14 protein-coding genes and 1 tRNA gene are annotated in these 19,572 nt (G+C 62.2%); 10 read left to right on the forward strand and 5 right to left on the reverse strand.

All coding sequences use genetic code 11. The features are described from left to right. Positions 1-13 precede the first annotated feature (13 nt). Positions 14-2,650: a TonB-dependent receptor domain-containing protein gene (locus RBA95_RS08550; protein ID WP_306016433.1), complete on the reverse strand. Its 2,637-nt coding sequence runs from the start codon at positions 2,648-2,650 to the stop codon at positions 14-16. A gap of 202 nt (positions 2,651-2,852) precedes the next feature. On the opposite strand from RBA95_RS08550, the gene RBA95_RS08555 reads away from it, so the two are divergent. From RBA95_RS08555 to msrA, 7 genes are all read left to right on the forward strand, one after another. Beyond that, positions 2,853-2,928, forward strand: a tRNA-Phe gene (locus tag RBA95_RS08555). Positions 2,929-3,135: 207 nt separating this feature from the next. After that, a complete protein-coding gene (locus RBA95_RS08560) occupies positions 3,136-3,549 on the forward strand; it encodes a protease inhibitor I9 family protein (RefSeq protein ID WP_306016434.1) in 414 nt (137 codons plus the stop codon). Between the two features lie 12 nt (positions 3,550-3,561). Next, the gene (locus RBA95_RS08565) at positions 3,562-7,188 is read left to right on the forward strand and encodes a S8 family serine peptidase (RefSeq protein WP_306016435.1); all 3,627 of its coding nucleotides are present in this window, start codon (positions 3,562-3,564) and stop codon (positions 7,186-7,188) included. A 162-nt stretch (positions 7,189-7,350) separates the two neighbouring features. Next, positions 7,351-10,995, forward strand: coding sequence for a S8 family serine peptidase (locus tag RBA95_RS08570; protein WP_306016436.1), 3,645 nt, complete (start codon positions 7,351-7,353; stop codon positions 10,993-10,995). 130 nt (positions 10,996-11,125) lie between these two features. Then, the gene (locus tag RBA95_RS08575; protein ID WP_306016437.1) at positions 11,126-11,566 is read left to right on the forward strand and encodes a phosphoribosyltransferase; all 441 of its coding nucleotides are present in this window, start codon (positions 11,126-11,128) and stop codon (positions 11,564-11,566) included. Between the two features lie 111 nt (positions 11,567-11,677). Beyond that, positions 11,678-12,151 (forward strand): peptide-methionine (R)-S-oxide reductase MsrB, encoded by a 474-nt coding sequence (msrB, locus tag RBA95_RS08580; RefSeq protein ID WP_306016438.1) that lies wholly within the window; start codon positions 11,678-11,680, stop codon positions 12,149-12,151. After that, positions 12,148-12,678, forward strand: a complete 531-nt coding sequence (msrA, locus tag RBA95_RS08585) for a peptide-methionine (S)-S-oxide reductase MsrA (RefSeq protein ID WP_306016439.1) — start codon at positions 12,148-12,150, stop codon at positions 12,676-12,678. The genes msrB and msrA overlap by 4 nt, the downstream gene beginning before the upstream one ends. A gap of 55 nt (positions 12,679-12,733) precedes the next feature. Here the strand turns inward: msrA and RBA95_RS08590 are convergent, their stop codons facing one another. Genes RBA95_RS08590 through RBA95_RS08600 form a run of 3 tightly spaced genes read right to left on the reverse strand, consistent with a single transcriptional unit; the run spans position 12,734 to position 14,980 of the window. Then, positions 12,734-13,048, reverse strand: coding sequence for a hypothetical protein (locus RBA95_RS08590; protein WP_306016440.1), 315 nt, complete (start codon positions 13,046-13,048; stop codon positions 12,734-12,736). Positions 13,049-13,067: 19 nt separating this feature from the next. Continuing rightward, positions 13,068-14,372 (reverse strand): pyridoxal phosphate-dependent aminotransferase, encoded by a 1,305-nt coding sequence (locus tag RBA95_RS08595; RefSeq protein WP_306016441.1) that lies wholly within the window; start codon positions 14,370-14,372, stop codon positions 13,068-13,070. Next, positions 14,369-14,980, reverse strand: coding sequence for a TetR/AcrR family transcriptional regulator (locus tag RBA95_RS08600; RefSeq protein WP_306016442.1), 612 nt, complete (start codon positions 14,978-14,980; stop codon positions 14,369-14,371). Before RBA95_RS08600 ends, RBA95_RS08595 begins: the two co-directional genes overlap by 4 nt. A gap of 166 nt (positions 14,981-15,146) precedes the next feature. Between RBA95_RS08600 and RBA95_RS08605 the strand changes: the two genes are divergently transcribed. The 3 genes from RBA95_RS08605 (at position 15,147) to RBA95_RS08615 (ending at position 18,580) form a co-directional block, all read left to right on the forward strand. Further along, positions 15,147-15,920, forward strand: coding sequence for an outer membrane protein (locus tag RBA95_RS08605; protein WP_306016443.1), 774 nt, complete (start codon positions 15,147-15,149; stop codon positions 15,918-15,920). Positions 15,921-16,090: 170 nt separating this feature from the next. Then, positions 16,091-17,065: an NADPH:quinone oxidoreductase family protein gene (locus RBA95_RS08610; RefSeq protein ID WP_306016444.1), complete on the forward strand. Its 975-nt coding sequence runs from the start codon at positions 16,091-16,093 to the stop codon at positions 17,063-17,065. Between the two features lie 126 nt (positions 17,066-17,191). Continuing rightward, positions 17,192-18,580, forward strand: coding sequence for a serine hydrolase (locus tag RBA95_RS08615; RefSeq protein ID WP_306016445.1), 1,389 nt, complete (start codon positions 17,192-17,194; stop codon positions 18,578-18,580). Here RBA95_RS08615 and RBA95_RS08620 read toward each other — a convergent pair. Then, the gene (locus RBA95_RS08620; RefSeq protein WP_306016446.1) at positions 18,577-19,566 is read right to left on the reverse strand and encodes a LysR family transcriptional regulator; all 990 of its coding nucleotides are present in this window, start codon (positions 19,564-19,566) and stop codon (positions 18,577-18,579) included. The two genes, RBA95_RS08615 and RBA95_RS08620, sit on opposite strands and share 4 nt — an antisense overlap. Positions 19,567-19,572 lie beyond the last annotated feature (6 nt).

Raw genomic sequence — 19,572 nt, forward strand, 5'->3', positions numbered from 1 at the left:
GCGGGGCTTTTCTTTAGCGTTGGACGCTGATCCGGGCGTAGAGCACCCGACCGCGGGCGTCATGCACCTTGGTGTCATAGCCCAGCGGGGTGTTCACCTCGGGCGCTTGCTCGTCAAACAGGTTGAGCGCGCCGACGCTGGCGGTCAGAAGATGACCGCGCACGCCGCCGGTCCAGCCCGCCTGAAGGTCATAGGCGGTCCAGCTGTCGATTTCGGCGCCGCCGTTTTCATCATCATCATAGGATGAGATGTGGCGCGCCTGGGCGTTCACGCTCCACGGCCCGTTCATCCAGCCCGCCCGCAGGCTCGCGCGCCATTGCGGCAGTGAGCGTGCGAAATTGGTGAAATTGCGGTTGCCCGCCGCTTCGATCTCGGTGTTCAGCACCGGATCGAACAGGGTGAACTCGTCGATATAGACCGCCTCGAGACCGCCATTGAGCGTGCCGAACCGGCCCAGATCCACACCGTCATGGCTCAGCGCCACATCCACGCCCTGGGCTTCCACGCTCGGGGCGTTGACGAAGTTGGCGCGCACCAGCACCACATCGCCGGTCTGGGACAGCTCGACGCGCGGATCATTGTAGACCCCGTCATCGGCGAAGTCGGCGGCGAGGATGGCATTGGCGCTCTCCTCGATGATCAGGTCCTCGACCTCAAGCCGCCAGGCGTCCACGCGCGCCGTCCATGGGCCCTGGCGCCAGCTGGCGCCCAGCGAGATGCTGTCAGAGGTTTCCGGGGCGAGATCCTGCGCGCCCACCGTGCGTACGGGGCGGAACAGGCTCTGATTGCCCAGAGTGAGCGATTGCAGCGTCGTCGTGGCGCTGACTTGCTGGTGCAGCGACGGCGCGCGGAACGATTGCGCCCAGCTGGCGGACAGGGTCAGCGCGTCGGTTACATCCACGGCGAGAGCCGCCTTGGGATCGGTCGAGGAGAAATCCTCCAGATCCTCATGGCGGGCGGCGAGGGTCAGACGAGCGCGCTCATGCAGGGGAATGACGCTTTCGGCGTACAGACTCGCCACATCGCGCTCGCCGGCATAGTCCGGGCCGCCGACGATGAACAGGAAGGCGTCATTGTTGAAGGTTTCGCCGTGATTGACCTCCAGGCTTTCATTGCGCAGCTGAGCGCCCAGGGTCAGGGAGACGTCACCGGCGGGCAGGGCGAACACGGACGCCGTGGTCAGGCTGGCGTCCAGGCTGGTCAGCTCTGAGGTCGAGGTGCGCACATCCTTGCCCAGCATCCAGTCCAGAACGGCGGGATCATTGTAGCGCGGATCGCTGGAGTCGGTGACGAGCCCGCCCGAGCCGAACGGATTGAACCAGTAACAACCGGCGCTCTGATCGCCGGCGCTGGCGCCCGGCTGGCAGTTGGCCCCACCGAAACCGTTGAGCGCGGCGCTCAGACGATCGCCGATATGATCGGTGATGTCGGCTTCCAGCTCATTGCGGGAATAGGCGAGCACGCCGTCCGCCGTCCAGTCCCGGCCAAAGGCGGTAAAGTCATGGGAGAGCCCGGCGTCGAGCCGCAGCGTGTCATGGTCGAAGCTGCGACGCGCCGCCCCGGCGGAGACGCCGCGCGGACGCCCGTTCCAGATGACATCCTGTCCGAAATAATTGCCTGGATTGGCCGCCGGAATGGTCGGGAAGCTCAGCGCAGGCAGGGAGGGGGAGTTGCCCCGCGTCAGCTGGGAATCGGCCCAGGCCGCCCGCACGGTCAGGCGCGTATCGCCGAAATCACCGGTCACGGCGCCATATGCGTTCAGTCGGGTTTCATCGGGGATCAGTGAGAAGAACTGACCATAATCGAGCCGGCAATAGCCCGGCGTCCCAAGAGCCGTGTCCGCGCCCAGCACCAGCGGCTGGCCGCCGCCGGCTTCGCAATCGCGGTCAATGATGATCTGGGAACCACCCGGCGTTGAGACCGAATAGGCGCCTGGCTGGCCCAGGGCGGACAGGCCGGTGCCGGGAATGAAATCGGTCTCAAACCCTTCCACGCCGTCCATGTCGCGATAGCTGATCGCCCCCATGACATTGAAGGCGCCAAAGGACTGCCCCGCCCGTGCTGACAGGATCGAGGTGAAGCCGGCGCCGTCGAATCCATCGGGGCCGCGGGCTTCGAGCTCGACTTGCACGCCCTCGAACCGGTCGTCGGTGATGACGTTCACGACGCCCGCAATGGCGTCCGAGCCATGCAGCGGTGAGGCGCCGTCCTTCAGGATTTCAACGCGCGAGATGGCGATGTCGGGCACAAGCGCGTTCATGTCCACAAAGCTGGCCCCGTCATCAGACGCGACCGAGGTCGGCGCCTGACGCACGCCATTGACCAGCACCAGCGTCGCGCCCAGGCCAAGGCCGCGCAGATTGACGCTGGAGGTGCCCGAGGTGTCGTTCTGGGTGCCCGGATCGTCGTTGAATTCAGAGCCGACAATGGCCGGGCTGAACGCCAGCGCGTCGCCCAGATCGGAGAGGCCGCTGGCGTCCAGCTGATCAGCACTCAGCGTCACCACCGGCCGGTCGCCGGTCTGCGCGCCGGGCGCGCGACCCGCAGTGATGGTGATCACATCTTCCTGGGAGGTCTGGGCGAACGCCAGACCGCCGTCACCCAGCATGGCCAGTAGAGCCAGGGCGCTGACGCAGACTTTGGAGTGCATTGCGGTCCTCGGAGGTTGGGGAGGTTTTGAAAATATTACGCAGGAGCGGTTAGCAGGCCTGTGTATAAACCCGCAAGTGGGAAGGCAGACCGGACAAATCGCATACGGACTGCACAAGACTGATTTGAGGGCATGGACAGCCCCCGCGTGCTTGCCTATAAACCGCGTCCTCAGCGGCGCACGCCTCATGGCGCGCTGCGGCGCCCGGGTAGCTCAGTTGGTAGAGCAGCGGATTGAAAATCCGCGTGTCGGTGGTTCGAATCCGCCCCCGGGCACCATTTATCCCCATCATGATCGTCATTGATTTCAGTCGGGTCAGCGTGCGCTGACGCGCTGATAGGCTGCGTTGTCCGCTTTGCGATGCGGGCCGCAGGGCGGCGGATTGATGACGCCTGTCGATCTCTGGACGCTTTTAAGGAATACTCTACTTCATGGGTTGAGACTGAGCGCTGGCTTGGCAGGGGCGCCGGAGCGTGGAGAGATCGATGCAATCGCACAGATCATCAAGATCAGGGCTGACGGCTCTGATTGCGTGTGCGCTCATGGGCTCTGTGGTCGCCTGTTCGCCCACGGCCGGTTCGTCCGTGATCGAAGCCTCGGACTCTGAACGCGTGGATCGCAGCAATTACATCGTGACCCTGATGCGGACCGGGGCGGCGCCCCAGACGGCCGAAGCGGCGGCCGAGGCCCGCAGGGAGCTGGAGGCCGAGCGCGATGAGGCCCTTCAGGCGGTGTTCGGCGCCCAAGGGCCCAGGCCCGGCGCCAGCTTCGTCTCCGCCTACGCCTTTGAAATTCGATTGACGGCGGAAGAGGCGGCCCGGCTGGCGCGCCATTCAGCTGTTGTTCACGTGCAAGCTGACCAGTTGCATCGTCCCATGGGCGCAGGCCCGGCAGGTTAAATCGAGATCGGTATGAGCAAAACGCAGACCCTTCTGGCCGTCCTTCTGGGGGCGGGTTCCATTCTGGTTTCCTCTGGCGCGCTGCACGCGCAGCAGGGTGGATTGGAGCCATCGCAAATCGCCTTGACGGGACCCGTTTCCGACCGCGCCCTGGCGCAGCTGGGGCGAGGCGAGCGGACCTCGGTCATCGTGATCCTTGATGTGTCGGTCGACGAAATGATCGCCGCCGCCGAAGATGACCCGGAGGGCGATTATCTCAAGGCGCGGATTGCGGATATGCGCCGTGCGGTGGTGCGTGAGGCGTTTCCCTCCGCTCTGGTGGCTCAGCGAGACGGTGCAGATCCGTCTATCGGATATGAAGCCTTTGATTTCACGCCAGGCTTTGTGGTGAACGCCAATGCCGCTGAGATTGCTGCCATGCGGCGCACGCCCGGTGTGGCCAACGTTTTTGAAAATGCCCTTTACCGTCCCATGACGGACAGCTCCATCACCCAGGTCGGGGCGCGCGCCCTCTGGGGGCAGGGCGTGACGGGCGCTGGGGTTTCTGTGGCGGTTCTGGACACCGGGGTCGAGAATGATCACCCCATGATCGGACCGGCGATTACGGCCAGCGCCTGCTTCAACACGACCAGCGAGGGTGTTTCTTCCTCGCTCTGTCCGAACGGAACAGATGAGCAGACGTCTCTGACATCCGCCGAAGCTGGCGATTCCTGCGTTGAGGACAATATCGACAGCGTCAACGGCACCGACGGCTGCTTTCATGGCACCCATGTCGCGTCGACCGTTGCCGGGCGCGTTCTGAACCTGACCAGTGGTCGCCAGATTTCCGGTGTCGCGCGGGCGGCTGATATCGTGGCGGTCAATGTCTTCAGTCGTTTCGAGCCTGAAGAGTGCGTGGACGAGGATGAAACGCCGGATGGTGCGTGTGTGCGCTCTCCGCGCAGCGACCAGATTGAAGCGCTGGACTGGCTGTATCTGAACCGGGCTACGCTGAACCTGGCGGCTGTGAACATGAGCCTGGGCGGCTCTGAAGCCAATGCCGAGCCATGCCAGAACTTTGCTTATGACCGCACCATGAGCGCTCTGACGCAGGCCGGGATCGCTGTCGTGGTGGCGGCCGGCAATGACGGCTTTGCGAACGGGCTGAGCTCGCCCGCCTGCATTGAAAGCGCGATCTCCGTCGGCGCGGTCGATGACAATGATGTCGTGGCTGAATTCTCCAACGATGCCGATTATCTCGACCTTCTGGCGCCGGGTGTCGAAATCCTGGCGGCTTACGGCTCCGAGCAGATCACGCCGGGCGCCGAGTGTCAGAACGGCGCGGACGCCAATTCTGAAGGCTGGTGCTACTATTTCATCAACTCTGACGGCACTTCCATGGCGGCGCCCCATGTGGCGGGCGCTTTCGCCTTGCTACGTCAGGCCTTTCCAAGCGCCAGCGTGGCCGACATGCTCACAGCGCTGAAGGTGACGGGCGAACCGGTCATGGACGCCTTCACCGACCGTGTGCACGCCCGTATCCAGATCGACGCGGCTCATGACTTCCTGAACACCGGTTCCGGCGTCGTGCGCTCTGTGTCCCTGGATTCCCTGACGCGTTATGACACACGCAATACATCGAGCGATGTGGCGTCCTTTCCCGGTACGACCCGGGGCTTGTCCAACGACAGTGGTCAGTCGCGGACGATCCGACTTGTCAGCAAGCCTGAATGGCTGAGCGTGGACTTCCGCGACAATGGCGGAAACTCGGTGTCTTCAACCGCATTGACGTTCGACGATACAGGCGAGCTGCGCCTGAGCATCAATGGTCAGGGGCTTGCTGACGGGTTCAATCCGGGAGAGCTGGTGCTTTCGGTTGATGGCGCGTCGACGCGGATTCGGCTGAAAGTCAGCGCTCATCTGACGACGCCCCTGGATCCGAGCATCGCAACCGTGCGGTTCGGCCCCTTTGAGTGGGTGGGCGATGTGGACCAGTCTGCGGGCAGCATCTTCCGCATTGTGGGACTGGACACCGCCATGCCGAGCGCGATTTCCGCCGATATCGAGCGCTGGGGCGACCGGGATGGTCAGTCGGTTTCCAACGCGTCCATCGCTTGCGATTTCACGATCCGGCCAAACCGCTATTCGGGCAATGAATACATCATTGGCGCAGCCGATTTCGCCGATTGTCCGCGGTTTGACCGCGGTGACCTGTATCTGGATGTGCGTGTTCAGCAAGCCGACGCCGCGCAGCTGAGCATGCGACGTTTCCTGTTCAATTCATCAGGCGGGCTGACGGATGCAGCCTTTGATCCTTCGGCGGGAACGGGCGTGTCTCAATCGATGGCCGCGCGTGTCGCCGCGATTGCAGGCGCCGCGGACGAGGTGTCGCCCGAACAGCTCGCCAGTCAGGCCGATCCGCAGCTCGCAGGGGACACGCCGCAAGCGCTGGCCCAGGCGCAATTCGGTCCCTTTGAGTGGACGTATGACGCCAATGGCGCCTTGCGCAGCGAGTTCCGTCTCGGCCCGATCCTTCAGGGCGATGAGCTTAATGTCGATGTGGCGATCGCCAACGCGTCCGAGCCTGGATATGACGGGGCGTTTTCCGATTGCGCCCTGACGATCCGGTCCAGCCGACGCAGTGACAATGACTTCCAGATCCTGCCCGAGGACCTTGCCGATTGCGGCGCGTTCGGACGGGCGGACCTGACCTTCCGGGTTACAGCGGAGTCGGCGCGCATCAACGCTACTGATGGTGATGTGACGGGCATGCGCATGCAGCGCTTTATCCGCCAGGCCAACGGAGCGTTGACCGATTATCATGTGGATGCGGCCTCGGATGGCGGCGTTCAGCCGTCCAATCTCGGCACCGGGCAGGGACAGGTGATTGTGGGCCCGTTTGAATGGACGGGCGACAGCACGGCCGCGACGTCCAACCAGTTCCGGATCGCAGGCGTCTCTAACGGCGCTGTCACCTCCATTGCGGTGGCTGTCGCAAACGCGGCGGCGGGCGATTATTCAGGCGGGTTCGCCGACTGTGCCCTGACCTTGCGTCCACAGCGCGCTGGCGCGAATGACTACCTCATTCTGAAAGAGGACCTCGCCGATTGCGGCGCATTCGGCCGGGCCGATCTGACCTTCCGGATTCGTGCAGCCCTCACTGATATTCCAGGCCGGATCAAGGTGCGCCGGCTGGCGTTCGGGGCCCAGGGCGACATAACCGATTTCGGTTTTGACGCCGTGGCCGGCGCTGGCCAGACGCCGAGTGCGATCTCGGGCGGCCGCGAGGAAGTCGTGTTCGGTCCCTTTGAATGGGTGGGCGATGCGCAGGCCGGAACCCAGGCCGTCTTCCGGATCACGGGGATTGATGGCGGACTTCCCGAGACCATTGATGTGGCGATCGCCAATGCCACAGCCGGAAGTGGTCTGTTCACCGGCGCGTATACGGACTGCTCCATTACGCTCCGGCCGTCACGTGCAGGAGACAATGAGTATGTCATCGGCGCTGCGGACTTCACCGATTGCGGTAATTTCGGACGCGGCGATCTGAGCTTCCGGATCCGCGCCGACGCGGCCATCCTGCAAGACACAGTGCGCATGCGCCGCTTTGCCGTGACGCGAACCGGCGGCTTGACCGATTTCGGGTTCGACAACGATTAGAGCCTGCGATCCGCCTGACAAAACATAACGCCCTTCGCCTCGAGGCGGAGGGCGTTTGTGTGTTGGAATAATTTATTAACCCTTCGATTTTCCCCCCGAACGCGTATGGTGCTCCAGAATGCACCGTGAAGGTGTCTGATCGCGCCTTCACGGGGGGGAATAATGCGCGTTTCTACGTTACTGTTCATCGCGACAATGTTGGGCAGCCAGCTCCTGGGAGCGGCGAACGCCAGTCAGTCCGAGTCTGTTCCTGCCGACTTGGAAAGCGCCATGTCCGCTCCGCTGAGCGAGCGGGCCCTGAATAGCGCGCGTTCCGGCGAGCGCATCGGTGTGATCGTGATGCTTCACGATGATCCGTATCAACGTGACCTGCGAAGCGTGCCCGATATACGCGGAGAGGCGGCTTTAGCGAGTTTTGAGGCGCGTATTGAGCAAATCATAAGCGAAGCGACGGAACCTCAGAGGTTCCTGTCATCCACCGAAAGCGAACAATCAAATTCTGCGTCACACTATGCACAGTTTCCCTTGAGTGCTGGTTTTGCTTTGAGAGCCACACCTGCACAGATTGTGAATCTGGCAAGCCACCCCGATGTCTCGTACGTGTTCGAGGATGCCTTGAACGCACCACAACTGGATCAAACCACGCATAGAATTGGGGCGTGGCAGGCTTGGGGGCAGGGGTTCGAAGGACGGAGCAGCACAGTCGCCGTGCTCGATACGGGTGTGGACGCCTATCACGTCATGTTCCGGGATGCGATCAAAGCCAGCGCCTGCTTCAGTTCGGCTGTTGCAGGCGAAAGTGCATCCCTGTGCGAGAACGGCGAGGCCCGTCAAACCTCTTTGACCTCTGCGACCCTTGCTTTGCCTTGCCTGGACAAGGCAGCCGACCCTGAGAACGGTACGGAGGGGTGCTTTCATGGCACTCATGTCGCCAGCATAGCGGTCGGACGCAGCTTTCGTGAGCACTCCAGGGTTCAGGGCGTCGCCCCCGAGGCGAAGCTGGTCGCCGTGCAAGTGTTCTCCCGGTTCAATGAAGAGGTGTGCGCGGATTATTATCCTGGGCGTGAGGGCGAGTGCGTGCTCAGCCCGATCAGTCGTCAGATCGAAGCCCTGGAATGGCTTTATTCCGTGAAAGACGAGCTCGGTCTCACTGCTATCAATATGAGTTTGGGCGGTGGAGAGTTCGCTCAGCCCTGCATGGACGATCCCCGGCGCAGCATCATCCAGTCATTGGCGCAGGCCGGCGTTTTCACGGTTGTCGCAAGCGGGAATGACAGCTTCTCAAATGCGCTATCAGCGCCGGCCTGCATTCCGGAAGTCCTCTCTGTAGGCTCGACCGGTTCAGGCATGACACCGAGCGGTTTCTCCAATCATTCAGAGTATCTGGACTTCTATGCACCGGGGGATGCGATCACGGCTGCGGCCTTCACTGAGGCGCCCTCAGAGTCGGGAGAGTGTGCGTCTTCAACCGTCGGAGCCTATGTCGGTACCTATCCGGATATCCGCTACCTTTGCTCCCGTCTCTTGCATATGAGCGGCACGTCCATGGCCGCACCGCATCTGACGGGGGCGTTAGCGATTATTCGGGACGCCGTGCCTGAGGCTTCGTTTGATGAAATTCTGGACGCCTTGCGGTTTACGGCTCGGCGTCCGCCACGAGCCCTTGAGCATGTCCCGGCGGGCGAGATTTCCATCAACAAGGCGATTTCCTATCTGCAGGAAGGCGGCGTGATTGTCGGCGGGGTGATCCTGATCCGTCCGAGGACCTATGTCGCGCGAAATGCGTCGCATGAAAGAGACAGTTTCAATACTGAGACCTACAGGTTCTACGAAAACTATTACAGCAGCCGATCGCTGCATGTTCTGAGCCACCCTGAATGGGTCAGTATTTCTGATGCATCGTATCCTCGGGCCGAGCATTCCGATACATTTTTTCTGGACTTGGAGAGGCCTTTGGACCTCGTGTTTTCAGTCAACATCCAGGAGGAATTGGCGGATGGCCTGACCGGTGTGGTGCGGTTGAGTCCGGAGCATTCCGATGAGGTGATCGAAATTCCGGTGTCTTTGAATATTGATGGCGAGCTGGACCGGATTCGAAAGGTTGTGACGGCAGGTCCCTGGAGCATGGTCGGGGATTCCGAAAATCCCGAGTCCAGCATCTTCCGGATCGTGGGACTGGATCGCTCCATGCCCCACCGGATCAATGTTGCAATCGCCGGGGCGGCCTCAGGTGACTATCAGTATGCCTTTACCGATTGCTCTCTGCCCATCCGACCCGAGCGCTATTCCGGGTCGGAGTATCTGATTATCCGCAGCGATCTCGGGGTGTGCGGTGAATTTGGTCGGGCGACACTACGCTTCCAGATATTGGCGGACCCTGAGGATGTGGACGCCGGACTGAGAATGCGCCGCTTTTTTCTGGACCGGGAGGGGGCTCTGACGGATGCCGGCTATGACCGGTTCAACAATATACAGGTGAGTGAGAGCCAGATCCGTGAGGCTGTACCTGCTTCGCTTGAGGCCACGGTGGATCAACCACAGAGCTTTGAAGACAGCCGCATTCTTGAATGGATCGGGAGTTCTTCCGTCGGCGCGATCACAGAGTATTTCGTTTATCAGGGATTGGCGGTCGATACGCGCGTTCAATACGTTCTTGTGGGCTTTTATTTCGAATCCCAACCGGGCCAATCTCCAAGTGGGTATAGACAGTGCGAATTGCCTTACATTCCGGAACGGCGACGGGGCGGGGAGTATGTTGTACGGGTTTCGGATCTAGAGGCGTATTGCGATTTTAGGGGACGAGCCGATATTTCTCTGAGCTTTGTCCTTGGGAGTGAAACTAGCCAGAGTCTTTCCCCAACTCGGGTCAGCCGGATCGTCCAGTCTCCTGATGGCGGCATCACCGATTTTTACAACTTTCGGTACGCCGGTATAGACAATCCCGCCGTCCCGACCCTTAAAACAAACAGGGAAACCGGGGAGCGCTATCTGCAGTCCACATGGGGGGTGTTCGGCTGGACAGGTGACGCCAATGCCCCGACACAGAGCGTGTTCAGGATCGCCGGCATACGAGGTGGCGCGCCGCGAACGATTGATGTGAGCATCGCAGGCAGTCTCAGAGGAGATTACCAAGGCGACTTTTCAGACTGTCGTCTCGATATCAATCCGGCGCGCGCGACAGACTGGGATTACCTCATTTTCGCTGAAGATTTGGAGGTCTGCGGGGACTTCGGACGCGCAGACCTGACTTTTCGCTTCACGATGGGGCGCACAGAGGTCAGCGAGTCTTCAGGATATGGAGTCGCACCAGGGCGGGTCTATATGAGACGTCTGGCGGTTGGCGCGGAGGGTGATCTGACGAATTTTTCCTTCGATATGTATCGTTATAGAGGGGTGAAGAGCAGGTCCACGCGGGCGGATGGACGCCTTGAAGTAACCAGTGAAGTCTTTGAATGGGTCGGTGATGTGAACCAGGGCACTCGGAGCATTTTCCGGCTCTCGGGCGTGACCGATATCCCTGATGAAATTCATGTCGCGCTTGATCATGCGAGTGCGGAAAGCGGGCGGTATGCCGGAGAGTTCACCGATTGTGTTCTACAACCGCGGCCCGAGCGTTTGGATGGGGACGCCTACCTGATCCTGCCCCAGGATATTGCAGAATGCGGGGCCTTTGTGCGGGCTGACCTGCAGTTCCAATTTCTCTTGTTGAGCGGGAGCCACGAAGAGCGTCCGACCTTGCGGAGATTCGCCGTGACGAATACAGGCGGACTGACGGACTTTGTGTCAGACATCTACAGGCATGACTGAAGCATCAATTGCCCCTTCTTCTCTGGCGCATCGCGAGCGGAGTTGGCATTGGAACCCACAAGCCTGACAAGAGCTTGTCGCGCTCAATTATATGTTGGATGCTGGCCGGAAATGACCCAAAGGCACGCCCATGCTCAAGCTTAGCTGGACAGATATTGAAACCCTGTCCGCCTCGATTGCGGATCAGCTGGCGCAGCGGCATGGGCCGATTGATCCTGATACGGTGCTGGTCGGCGTGGCGCGGGGCGGGTTGATCCCCGCTGCGCTGGTGGCGCACCGGCTGGGCCTTCGCAAGATGGTGTCGCTGGGGCTGATGTCCTACGCCGATGGCGTTGAAGGCGCGCAGGGTCGGATGCAGGCCTATGGCGCGGCGCCGGAGGCGGCGGCCATTGTCATTGATGACATTATCGATAGCGGGCGCACGCTGGAGGAAGTGCGCGCGCGCTACCCGGACGCCATTGTCGCCGCCCTGGTCGACAAGACCGATGGCGCTTCGGGGGTGATTGCGGGCCGCAAGACGCCCGCCGGCGAGTGGGTGGAATTTCCCTGGGAAGCCATTGGCGCGCTCTGAACTCCGGCGCTCAGCCCCTTGTCTCATCGCCAAACCGGCTCACATTGAAGAGAGCAGGGTGGCGCATCACTGGCGTCACACCCAATTGTGGTGACAGCTGAGGAGGCTGCTATGAGCTCTGATCAGAAATGGGCGCGTACGCCCGAAGCGCTGGCCAAGCTCAGCCCCGAAGAGCGCTATGTGACCCAGGAAAACGGCACCGAGCGGCCGTTCTCCGGGCCGTTGCTTGATGAGAAGCGCGACGGGATCTTCGTGGACGTGGTCTCGGGTGAGCCGCTGTTCGCCTCGGCTGACAAGTATGAGTCCGGCTGTGGCTGGCCCAGCTTTACCCGCCCGATCACCAAAGAGGCGCTGGAAGAATTGCGCGATGACAGTCATGGCATGGTCCGCACCGAAGTGCGCTCGTCACATGCCGATAGCCATCTCGGTCATGTGTTCCCCGATGGGCCGGAAGAGGCGGGCGGTCTGCGCTACTGCATCAACTCGGCCGCGCTACGGTTCATTCCGCTGGAAGAGATGGAGGCGGAAGGCTATGGCGACTACATCGACTTTGTGAAGGCAGGCCGTAAGGAGGCCGTGAAATGAGCGAGACGACCGAACGCGCCCTTCTGGCGGGCGGCTGTTTCTGGGGCATGCAGGATCTGATCCGGCGTCGTCCCGGCGTCATCTCCACCCGTGTGGGCTATAGCGGCGGCGCGACCGAGAACCCGACCTATGATCAGGTGAAGACCGGTCAGACCGGACATGCGGAATCCATCGAGATCGTCTTTGATCCCAAGGTGACGAGCTATCGCGAAATGCTGGAGCTGTTCTTCCAGATCCATGATCCCACGACCCTGGATCGGCAAGGCAACGATATCGGCACGCAATACCGCTCGGCCATCTTCTATCTCGACGAGACGCAAAAAGCCGTTGCTGAGGACACAATCAAGGATGTGGACGCGTCCGGTCTCTGGCCGGGCAAGGTGGTCACCCAAGTGACGCCGGCCGGGGCATTCTGGGATGCGGAGGATTTCCATCAGGATTATCTTGAACGCTATCCCAACGGCTATACCTGCCACTTCCCGCGACCGGACTGGGTGCTGCCCAAGCGCGACCAGGGCGCGGCCTAGTCATACCGTTAAATCAGGCTGGCGAAACCCCGTCTGTGTTGAGGCGGGGTTTTGTCTATCCGCCGGTCACCTGCCGCCAGAGAAAGAGCACGACAGCCCCCTGGATGAAGAGCGGGATGGCGAAGCCGGCGGCGCCTGCCAGGGCGGCGATGACAATCAGAATGAACCGGGTCGGCAGGCGCATCATCATGCGGGTCCGTTCGCCAGCCGTGGCATAGGGCGAGCGGATGACGTCAAACATGTCGTCAAATCCGCCGCGCAACAGCATGGCGAAGACCCAGAAGGCGCATGCCACGCCGATCCAGACCGTGATCCGGATCCAGGTCGAAACGCCCTCTGCGGTGAGGACCGCATTCCAGTCGAGATCCATGTCGCGCCCAAGCGAAGGGTCAGCCGCGCGCCCATTGCGCCATGGCCCTGATCCCCTCCATCACCCGCGGACAATGCCGGTTCAGGAAGGCTTCGTCGAGCGTTTCCCCCTCTGATAGGGCGCGGAGCGCGAGCTCGCCGTCAAAGTCCACAAAGGCCAGCCGAAGCGACAGCTCGGTCTCGGGGCGTCCGAACGCCGAACCGGGAAGGGTGGCGACACCAGTGTCTTCCAGCAAGCGCTCGCACAATTGGGTGCTGGTGGTGATGCCGCGCGCATGCAGGGTTTTGGCGATCGGGTCAAAATTGGGGAAAGCGTAGAATCCGCCCCGGATCGGATTGACCTGCGCGCCGGCGTCGGTGAGCTGCTCCGTGACGAAATGGGCCAGCGCTTCGAGCACCTGACGCGAGCGGGTGAGGTAGAGCTCCATCTCAGGACCGCCCTCAAACGCGACCCTGGCGGCGTGCTGGATGGGGGCGGATACGGAGGTGTAGGTTTCGCTCGCCGCCGCCGCCATGGCGTCCTTGAGCCAGCCCAGCGATTTGGGAAAGGCGAAGAAGCCCAGGCGCCAGCCCCCGGCGCCCGCCCATTTGGAAATCCCGTCCGAAATGATCGTGCCGCCGCGGTAATAGCGGGCGGCGGACTGGTGCTGGCCGTCAAACTGAACGCCGCCATAGATTTCGTCTGACAGCAACAGCAGGCGATGCTCGCGCGCGGCTTCGGCGATGCCCAGCATCTGGTCGGGCGTGTAGGCGGTGCCCGTGGGATTGCCCGGCGAGTTCAGGATGAGCAGGCGTGGCCGGTCCGGATCGTTCTGGCAGGCGGTGTGCAGGACCTCGGGCGTAACCCCGAGCCCGGTTTCCGGCGCAGTGGGCAGCCAGCGGATCGGGCGGCCGATGATCTGGGCCTGGGGCGCATAGCTGACCCAGGACGGCGTCGGGATCAGCAGATCGCCGTAATAGACAAGCTGCAACAGGAACATAAGCTCTTTGGAGCCCGGACCGATCAGGATGTCTTCGGGATCGAAATCGAGCCCTTGCGTGCGGGCCAGATAGCCGCAGATCTTTTCGCGCAGCCCGTAAAGGCCCTGAACCGGCAGATAGTCTTTCTGGAAGGCGTTGTCGCGCAGCGCTTTCTGCATGATGTCCGGAACCGGAAAGGGCGATTGCCCCAGGCCCAGTTTCGACACCTTGCGTCCCTGTTTCATCAAGGCGGCGGAGCGCTCATTGATGGCGAGCGTGGCCGACAGGCCCAGTCCGCGAATATTGAGATTGAGCTGGACGGAAGGGGCGAAGGCGTCGGGCGCCTTTATGTCTCTGGGGCTCATGGGGCGGCCTTTGCTTGCATGCCGTGAGTGAACAGGTCGGTGAGGTCTGCGTTGAACGCCGCCATGTCGAGCGGCCGGACCTCGTCTCCTTTGAGCAGCTGCTGGTGCAGGATCGCAATCAGGGTGGGCGCGTATAGGGCGAGCGCGGCGTGACGCACGCGATCCGGCGCGGCGCCGTCCGGGTCCACGCTGGGGCCCAGGCGGGATTCAAGGGCTCTCAGGGAGGGCTCGATGATCATTTCCAGATAGACCTTCGCGACCTCCGGATCGTGTATGGACTCCACCAGCGCGAAGGCATGCGCCTGAGCAAAGCGCGGGCTTTGCGCGCCTGCCAGCGCCAGCGCGCCATATCCTGATACCGCGTCATCAAGACGGGAGACGGGCTTTGCGCTCTCCGCGAGGAAGTCACGCGCGCCGTCCGCGAAATACCCGATCAGGGCGGTCACCACGCCTCGGCGATCGGTGAAGAAATGGCGCAGGGTCGGCTCGGACACGCCCGCCTTTATCGCGAACTGCCGCAAGCTGACAGGAGCGGAACGCTCGGCAATCGCTGTGGGCGCGAGCAGGCTGAGCAGTTCTTGGCGACGATCTTTGACGGCGGCAGGCATAGGCAGGTCTCACACAGGGCGTTCGCGACCAGCAGACGCGAGTCAGGTTGCAGAAACCTTAGACTGGGGCGTGATCCAATCCCAAGCTCTATCGTATATGCTATATGCGATACTATAGTTTCTGATGTGAGTGTCGCACCGGCAACAGCAATCGAGGATGTGACCCATGACGAAATCACTGCTTCTGTCTTTCGCCGCACTGGCTGCGCTCTCCGCCCCCGCGGCTGCACAGCAGTATGTTTCCGGCTCGGTCGGCGTGACCGTGCAGTCCGATAGCGACAATGAAGGCGCGTTCACCCGCGACTTCGTGACGGGCGATGGCGTGGCTGTGCCTCCGGGTGTTGTTCTGCCTGCGGGCACGGATGTGGGCTGGACCACCGAATTTGACACCGGCCTGTTCGCGTCGGCGGCCTATGGTTTTCGCCTGAATGAAACCTTCCGGGTGGAGGCGGAGCTGTCCTATCAGGGCGCGGATGTGGACACCCACACCGATGTCCAGGCGGGCGGGTCCGCGCTGGGCGCCGCTGACGCCGCAGTGTTGATCACCGGCTCGGCGCCTCTGGGCGTCACGGTGTCTGATCTGGTCGCGGACGGGCAGGGCGAGCTGACTTCCACCGGTCTGGCCGTCAACGGGTATTATGACCTGCCCATAGAGAATTCGCCCTTCGCGCTCTATGCCGGCGCTGGCGTCGGCCTGGCCGAGGTGAAGGTGGATTACTCCCCATCCGGCGTGCAGATCGTCGACGACACGGAAATGTCGGCCTTCTTCCAGGCCATGGCGGGCGGGTCCTACGCGATCAGCGACACCACCGCGTTCTATGCGGGTTACCGCTATCGCGCCTATGAGGATGCCGAGACGGATTCAGCGCTGATCCCGGCCTCACTGGATGTGGAAAACAACAGCCATATCCTGGAGCTGGGCGTGCGTTACAGCTTCTAGCACTGACGCATCGTTCAGCTGTATGGCTTGAAGGTGAAGCGGGGCGGGCTGCAGCATGGGGCGGCCCGCCCCGATTTCAGGCGCTTTAGCGGTTAAGGAGTTGCTTGCGCCACACGCATGCTGCTCTATCGTGCCCTCAAACAGACAGACGAGTCAGGGAGGAGCCGTTCATGCGCGCATTGGTCTGCAAGGATTTCGCACCTTACAAGAACCTCACCGTCGAGGAGGCGCCCGAGCCGCCCCTGGGCGAAGGCATGGTCATGCTGGATGTGAAGGCGGCGGGTGTGAACTTCCCCGACATCTTGCTGGTCGAAGGCAATTATCAGATGAAGCCGCCGACCCCGTTCGTGCCGGGCATGGAAGCGGCCGGCGTGCTGTCCGCGCTGGGCGAGAAGGTGCAGGGCGTCAAGGAAGGCGATCGCGTCATCGCCGCCACCATGCTGGGCGCCTTCGCCGAGAAGGTGCCGGTGCATTACAGCCAGGTCGTGCCCATGCCTGACAGCATGAGCTTTGAGGAAGGTGCAGCGCTGACCACCATTTACGGCACCAGCTACCACGCCCTGAAGGATCGGGCCCGCCTCAAGGAAGGGGAAACGGTTCTGGTGCTGGGCGCGGCCGGCGGCGTGGGCATCGCCACCGTGCAGCTGGCCAAGGCCATGGGCGCCAAGGTGATTGCGGCCGCCAGCTCGGAAGAGAAGTTGCAGTTCTGCCGTGATAATGGCGCGGACGAGACGATCAACTACACCACCGAAGACCTCAAGGCGCGCGCCAAGGAATTGAGCGGCGGCAAGGGCGTGGACGTGGTGTATGACCCGGTGGGCGGAGATTTCGCCGAACCGGCGCTGCGCGCGACCGGTTGGGATGGCCGTTATCTGGTCATTGGCTTCGCGTCGGGTCCGATCCCGAAAATCCCGCTGAACCTCGCCCTGCTCAACAGCCGTAACATCCAGGGCGTGTTCTGGGGCGCCTGGGCGGGCCAGAACCCGCGCGCCAATGCCCAGAACCTCAAGGAAATCTTTGACTTCTACGAGGCGGGCAAGATCAAGCCGCAAGTCTCCGCCAGCTATCCGCTGGAAGACTACGCCAAGGCGTTCGAGGATCTTCTCGAGCGTCGCGTGAAGGGCAAGGTGGTCCTGACGCCGTAAAGGCTTGAAGGCATAAAGCTCGATCAGGGCTCCCGGACCGTTGTCCGGGAGCCCTTTTTTTGAGCCAAGCGACGCTTACTCATCTGGCCGGGGCCGTGCACTATGCGCTCTGAGCGAGGAGATATCATGCGGCATTGTCTGACGACGCTCCTGGCGTTTTTGACGCTGGGGTCGACCGCACTTGCACAGACCTCGGATGCTCTGGACGCATTCATCGCGCAGCAGATGGCGGCTTCGGACACGCCGGGACTCGCCTATGCGGTCGTGAACTCAGATCAGTCCCGGGTTGAGGTCGCCGGCGTATTGCGAGCCGGTGAAGACGACCTCGTCACGCCCCGGACCCTGTTTCGCATCGGCTCTGTCTCCAAAAGTTTCACGGCGCTGGCCATCATGCAATTGAAGGATCGCGGGGCCCTGAGCCTGGAAGATGAGGTTTCGCGGCACCTGGCCGTGTTTGAAACCGTGGAGCCCATCACGCTTCGTCAATTGCTGGGGCACGCCAGCGGCTATTCAACCGTTCAGGGCAATATCTGGGATCCTGATGAGACCCTGTCCGACCAGGTCGTTCGTCTGGCCCGCACGGGCCCGGATCGGGCGCCCGGTGAGCGCTGGGCGTACTCAAACGCCAATTATCAAATACTCGGCGCGGTCATCGAGGCGGTGAGCGGTCAGGCCTATGCCGACTATGTCGATGCGCACATTTTCACGCCGGCGGGCATGCATGACAGTGATGTGCTCAATGGCTGGCCGGCCCGTGAGATGGCGACAGGGCATCAACCCTGGTTCTCCCGGCGCCGTCCGCAGGAGGCGCGCTGGGGCGGGGCGGTCATTGCACCCGCTGGCGGGGTGCTGTCGAGCGCGGCGGACATGGCGCTCTACCTTCAGATCATGGTCAATGGCGAGGACGATCTGGTGTCTGCTCAAAGCAAGGCGGAGATGTTCAGCCCCGCCAGCGCGGATTCACCGTTCTATGGGCTCGGATGGGCGCGGGACACTGAAAGCGGATATGTCTTTCACAGCGGACTGACGCCGGGATCCGAAGCGATCGCCGTCCTTGATCCTGCACGCGGTCGAGGTGTCGTCGTACTGGTCAATGCATCGGGCGGCATGGGGTTCAACGAGGTCGAGCCCTTGCTCTATGGCGTCGCTAATCTTGCGCTGGGAGAGCCCTATGGCGGGCCGGGTGCGGGGTTGGGACGCAAATCCCTGTTCGTCCTCTTTCTCGTCATGCCGGTGCTTTACGCCGTCGCGTCGTTCGCGGCCTGGTCCATGCGCGACGGCTTGCGGGCGAAGTCCGGCGTGGCGGGCCTGTTCAGCCTGTGGTTCCCGCTTGTGGCGTCAGGGGTTTTGGCTGTGGTGTTGCTCAGGGTTCTGCCCGGTCTGTTCGGCACGACGCTGGGCAGCCTGTCCTTTTACCAGCCAGATCTTGTGGTGCTGCTGTATGCGACGGTTGTCTCAAGCGCGTTCTGGGCCGTGTTCCGGTTGGCGCTGGCCCATACCGGAAAGGCCGACTAGTCGAGCGCCTTGGGACGGGGGCGCTCGCCGCGCACATGCACCACATCCACATCCGAGAACGTGTTGGGCGGCAGATAGTCCTTGCGGAACCACGGATAGCGGGCGCTGTCGAAAATCTCGCGCAGCCAGTCCAGAACCTTGCGCACCCGGGTCACGCGGCGCTGATCGGGGTGATAGACCATCCACAAGGTGATCGGCACTTCGAGCCCCAGATCGAGATGGACCAGGTCGGGCTGCACCTTGGCGGCATAGGTCGGGATCATGGAAATCGCCGTCCCGGCGCGCACCGCTTCCACCAGGGCCAGTGAATTGTCCGTGGTCAGGGACGGGTTCATCATCTGCTTGATGGCGCTGGCCTCCTTGGGCCAGTGGGTCTGCTGGGCGCTGTAGCTGACCAGATCCGCGATACGGTGGTTGAGCACGTCAGCCACGCTTTTGGGCGCGCCATAGGTATCCAGATACGCTCGGGCTGCGAACGGCACGTAGTGCAGAGTGCCCAGCTCGGTCGCCACATGGCTCATGCGCTTGGATTCGGTCATCTGCAGGCAGATATCGCTCTGTTCGAGCGCCAGCTCGCCATCCACCCGGGTGTTGATCTCCAGATTGATGTTGGGGTTCGCCTCCACAAAGCTGGGCAGGTGGCGCGCGATCCAGTAGCCCGCCACGCCTTCAGGCGCTGCCAGATGCACCGTGCCGGCGTCCGCGCGGTCGGCCTGGTGCGCGATGCGTTCAATATCCCCCGCCGTGGATTGCATGATCTGGACCTGAGCCCAGATGCGCTCGCCGATATCGGTCAGCTCCACGCCTTCCGCGCCCCGGGTCACAAGCCGGGCGCCAATACGCGTTTCCAGCTGTTCCAGACGCCGACTCACGGTTGGCTGTCCGATGCCGAGCTTGCGAGCGGCGCTGCTCATCGAGCCCGAGGACACCAGCGCATGGAAAATACGCAGATCGTCCCAGTCAAACAGTTGCGGCTTAGTGCTCATGAACGG

Origin of the sequence: Oceanicaulis sp. MMSF_3324 (assembly GCF_030733545.1) — a bacterium.
Classification (GTDB): Bacteria; Pseudomonadota; Alphaproteobacteria; order Caulobacterales; family Maricaulaceae; genus Oceanicaulis.

Bases quoted from the DNA above. Each gene is read 5' to 3' on its own strand.
- RBA95_RS08550 (WP_306016433.1), bottom strand. From the start codon at position 2,650: ATGCACTCCAAAGTCTGCGTCAGCGCCCTGGCTCTACTGGCCATGCTG.
- RBA95_RS08560 (WP_306016434.1), top strand. From the start codon at position 3,136: ATGCAATCGCACAGATCATCAAGATCAGGGCTGACGGCTCTGATTGCG.
- RBA95_RS08565 (WP_306016435.1), top strand. From the start codon at position 3,562: ATGAGCAAAACGCAGACCCTTCTGGCCGTCCTTCTGGGGGCGGGTTCC.
- RBA95_RS08570 (WP_306016436.1), top strand. From the start codon at position 7,351: ATGCGCGTTTCTACGTTACTGTTCATCGCGACAATGTTGGGCAGCCAG.
- RBA95_RS08575 (WP_306016437.1), top strand. From the start codon at position 11,126: ATGCTCAAGCTTAGCTGGACAGATATTGAAACCCTGTCCGCCTCGATT.
- msrB (WP_306016438.1), top strand. From the start codon at position 11,678: ATGAGCTCTGATCAGAAATGGGCGCGTACGCCCGAAGCGCTGGCCAAG.
- msrA (WP_306016439.1), top strand. From the start codon at position 12,148: ATGAGCGAGACGACCGAACGCGCCCTTCTGGCGGGCGGCTGTTTCTGG.
- RBA95_RS08590 (WP_306016440.1), bottom strand. From the start codon at position 13,048: ATGGATCTCGACTGGAATGCGGTCCTCACCGCAGAGGGCGTTTCGACC.
- RBA95_RS08595 (WP_306016441.1), bottom strand. From the start codon at position 14,372: ATGAGCCCCAGAGACATAAAGGCGCCCGACGCCTTCGCCCCTTCCGTC.
- RBA95_RS08600 (WP_306016442.1), bottom strand. From the start codon at position 14,980: ATGCCTGCCGCCGTCAAAGATCGTCGCCAAGAACTGCTCAGCCTGCTC.
- RBA95_RS08605 (WP_306016443.1), top strand. From the start codon at position 15,147: ATGACGAAATCACTGCTTCTGTCTTTCGCCGCACTGGCTGCGCTCTCC.
- RBA95_RS08610 (WP_306016444.1), top strand. From the start codon at position 16,091: ATGCGCGCATTGGTCTGCAAGGATTTCGCACCTTACAAGAACCTCACC.
- RBA95_RS08615 (WP_306016445.1), top strand. From the start codon at position 17,192: ATGCGGCATTGTCTGACGACGCTCCTGGCGTTTTTGACGCTGGGGTCG.
- RBA95_RS08620 (WP_306016446.1), bottom strand. From the start codon at position 19,566: ATGAGCACTAAGCCGCAACTGTTTGACTGGGACGATCTGCGTATTTTC.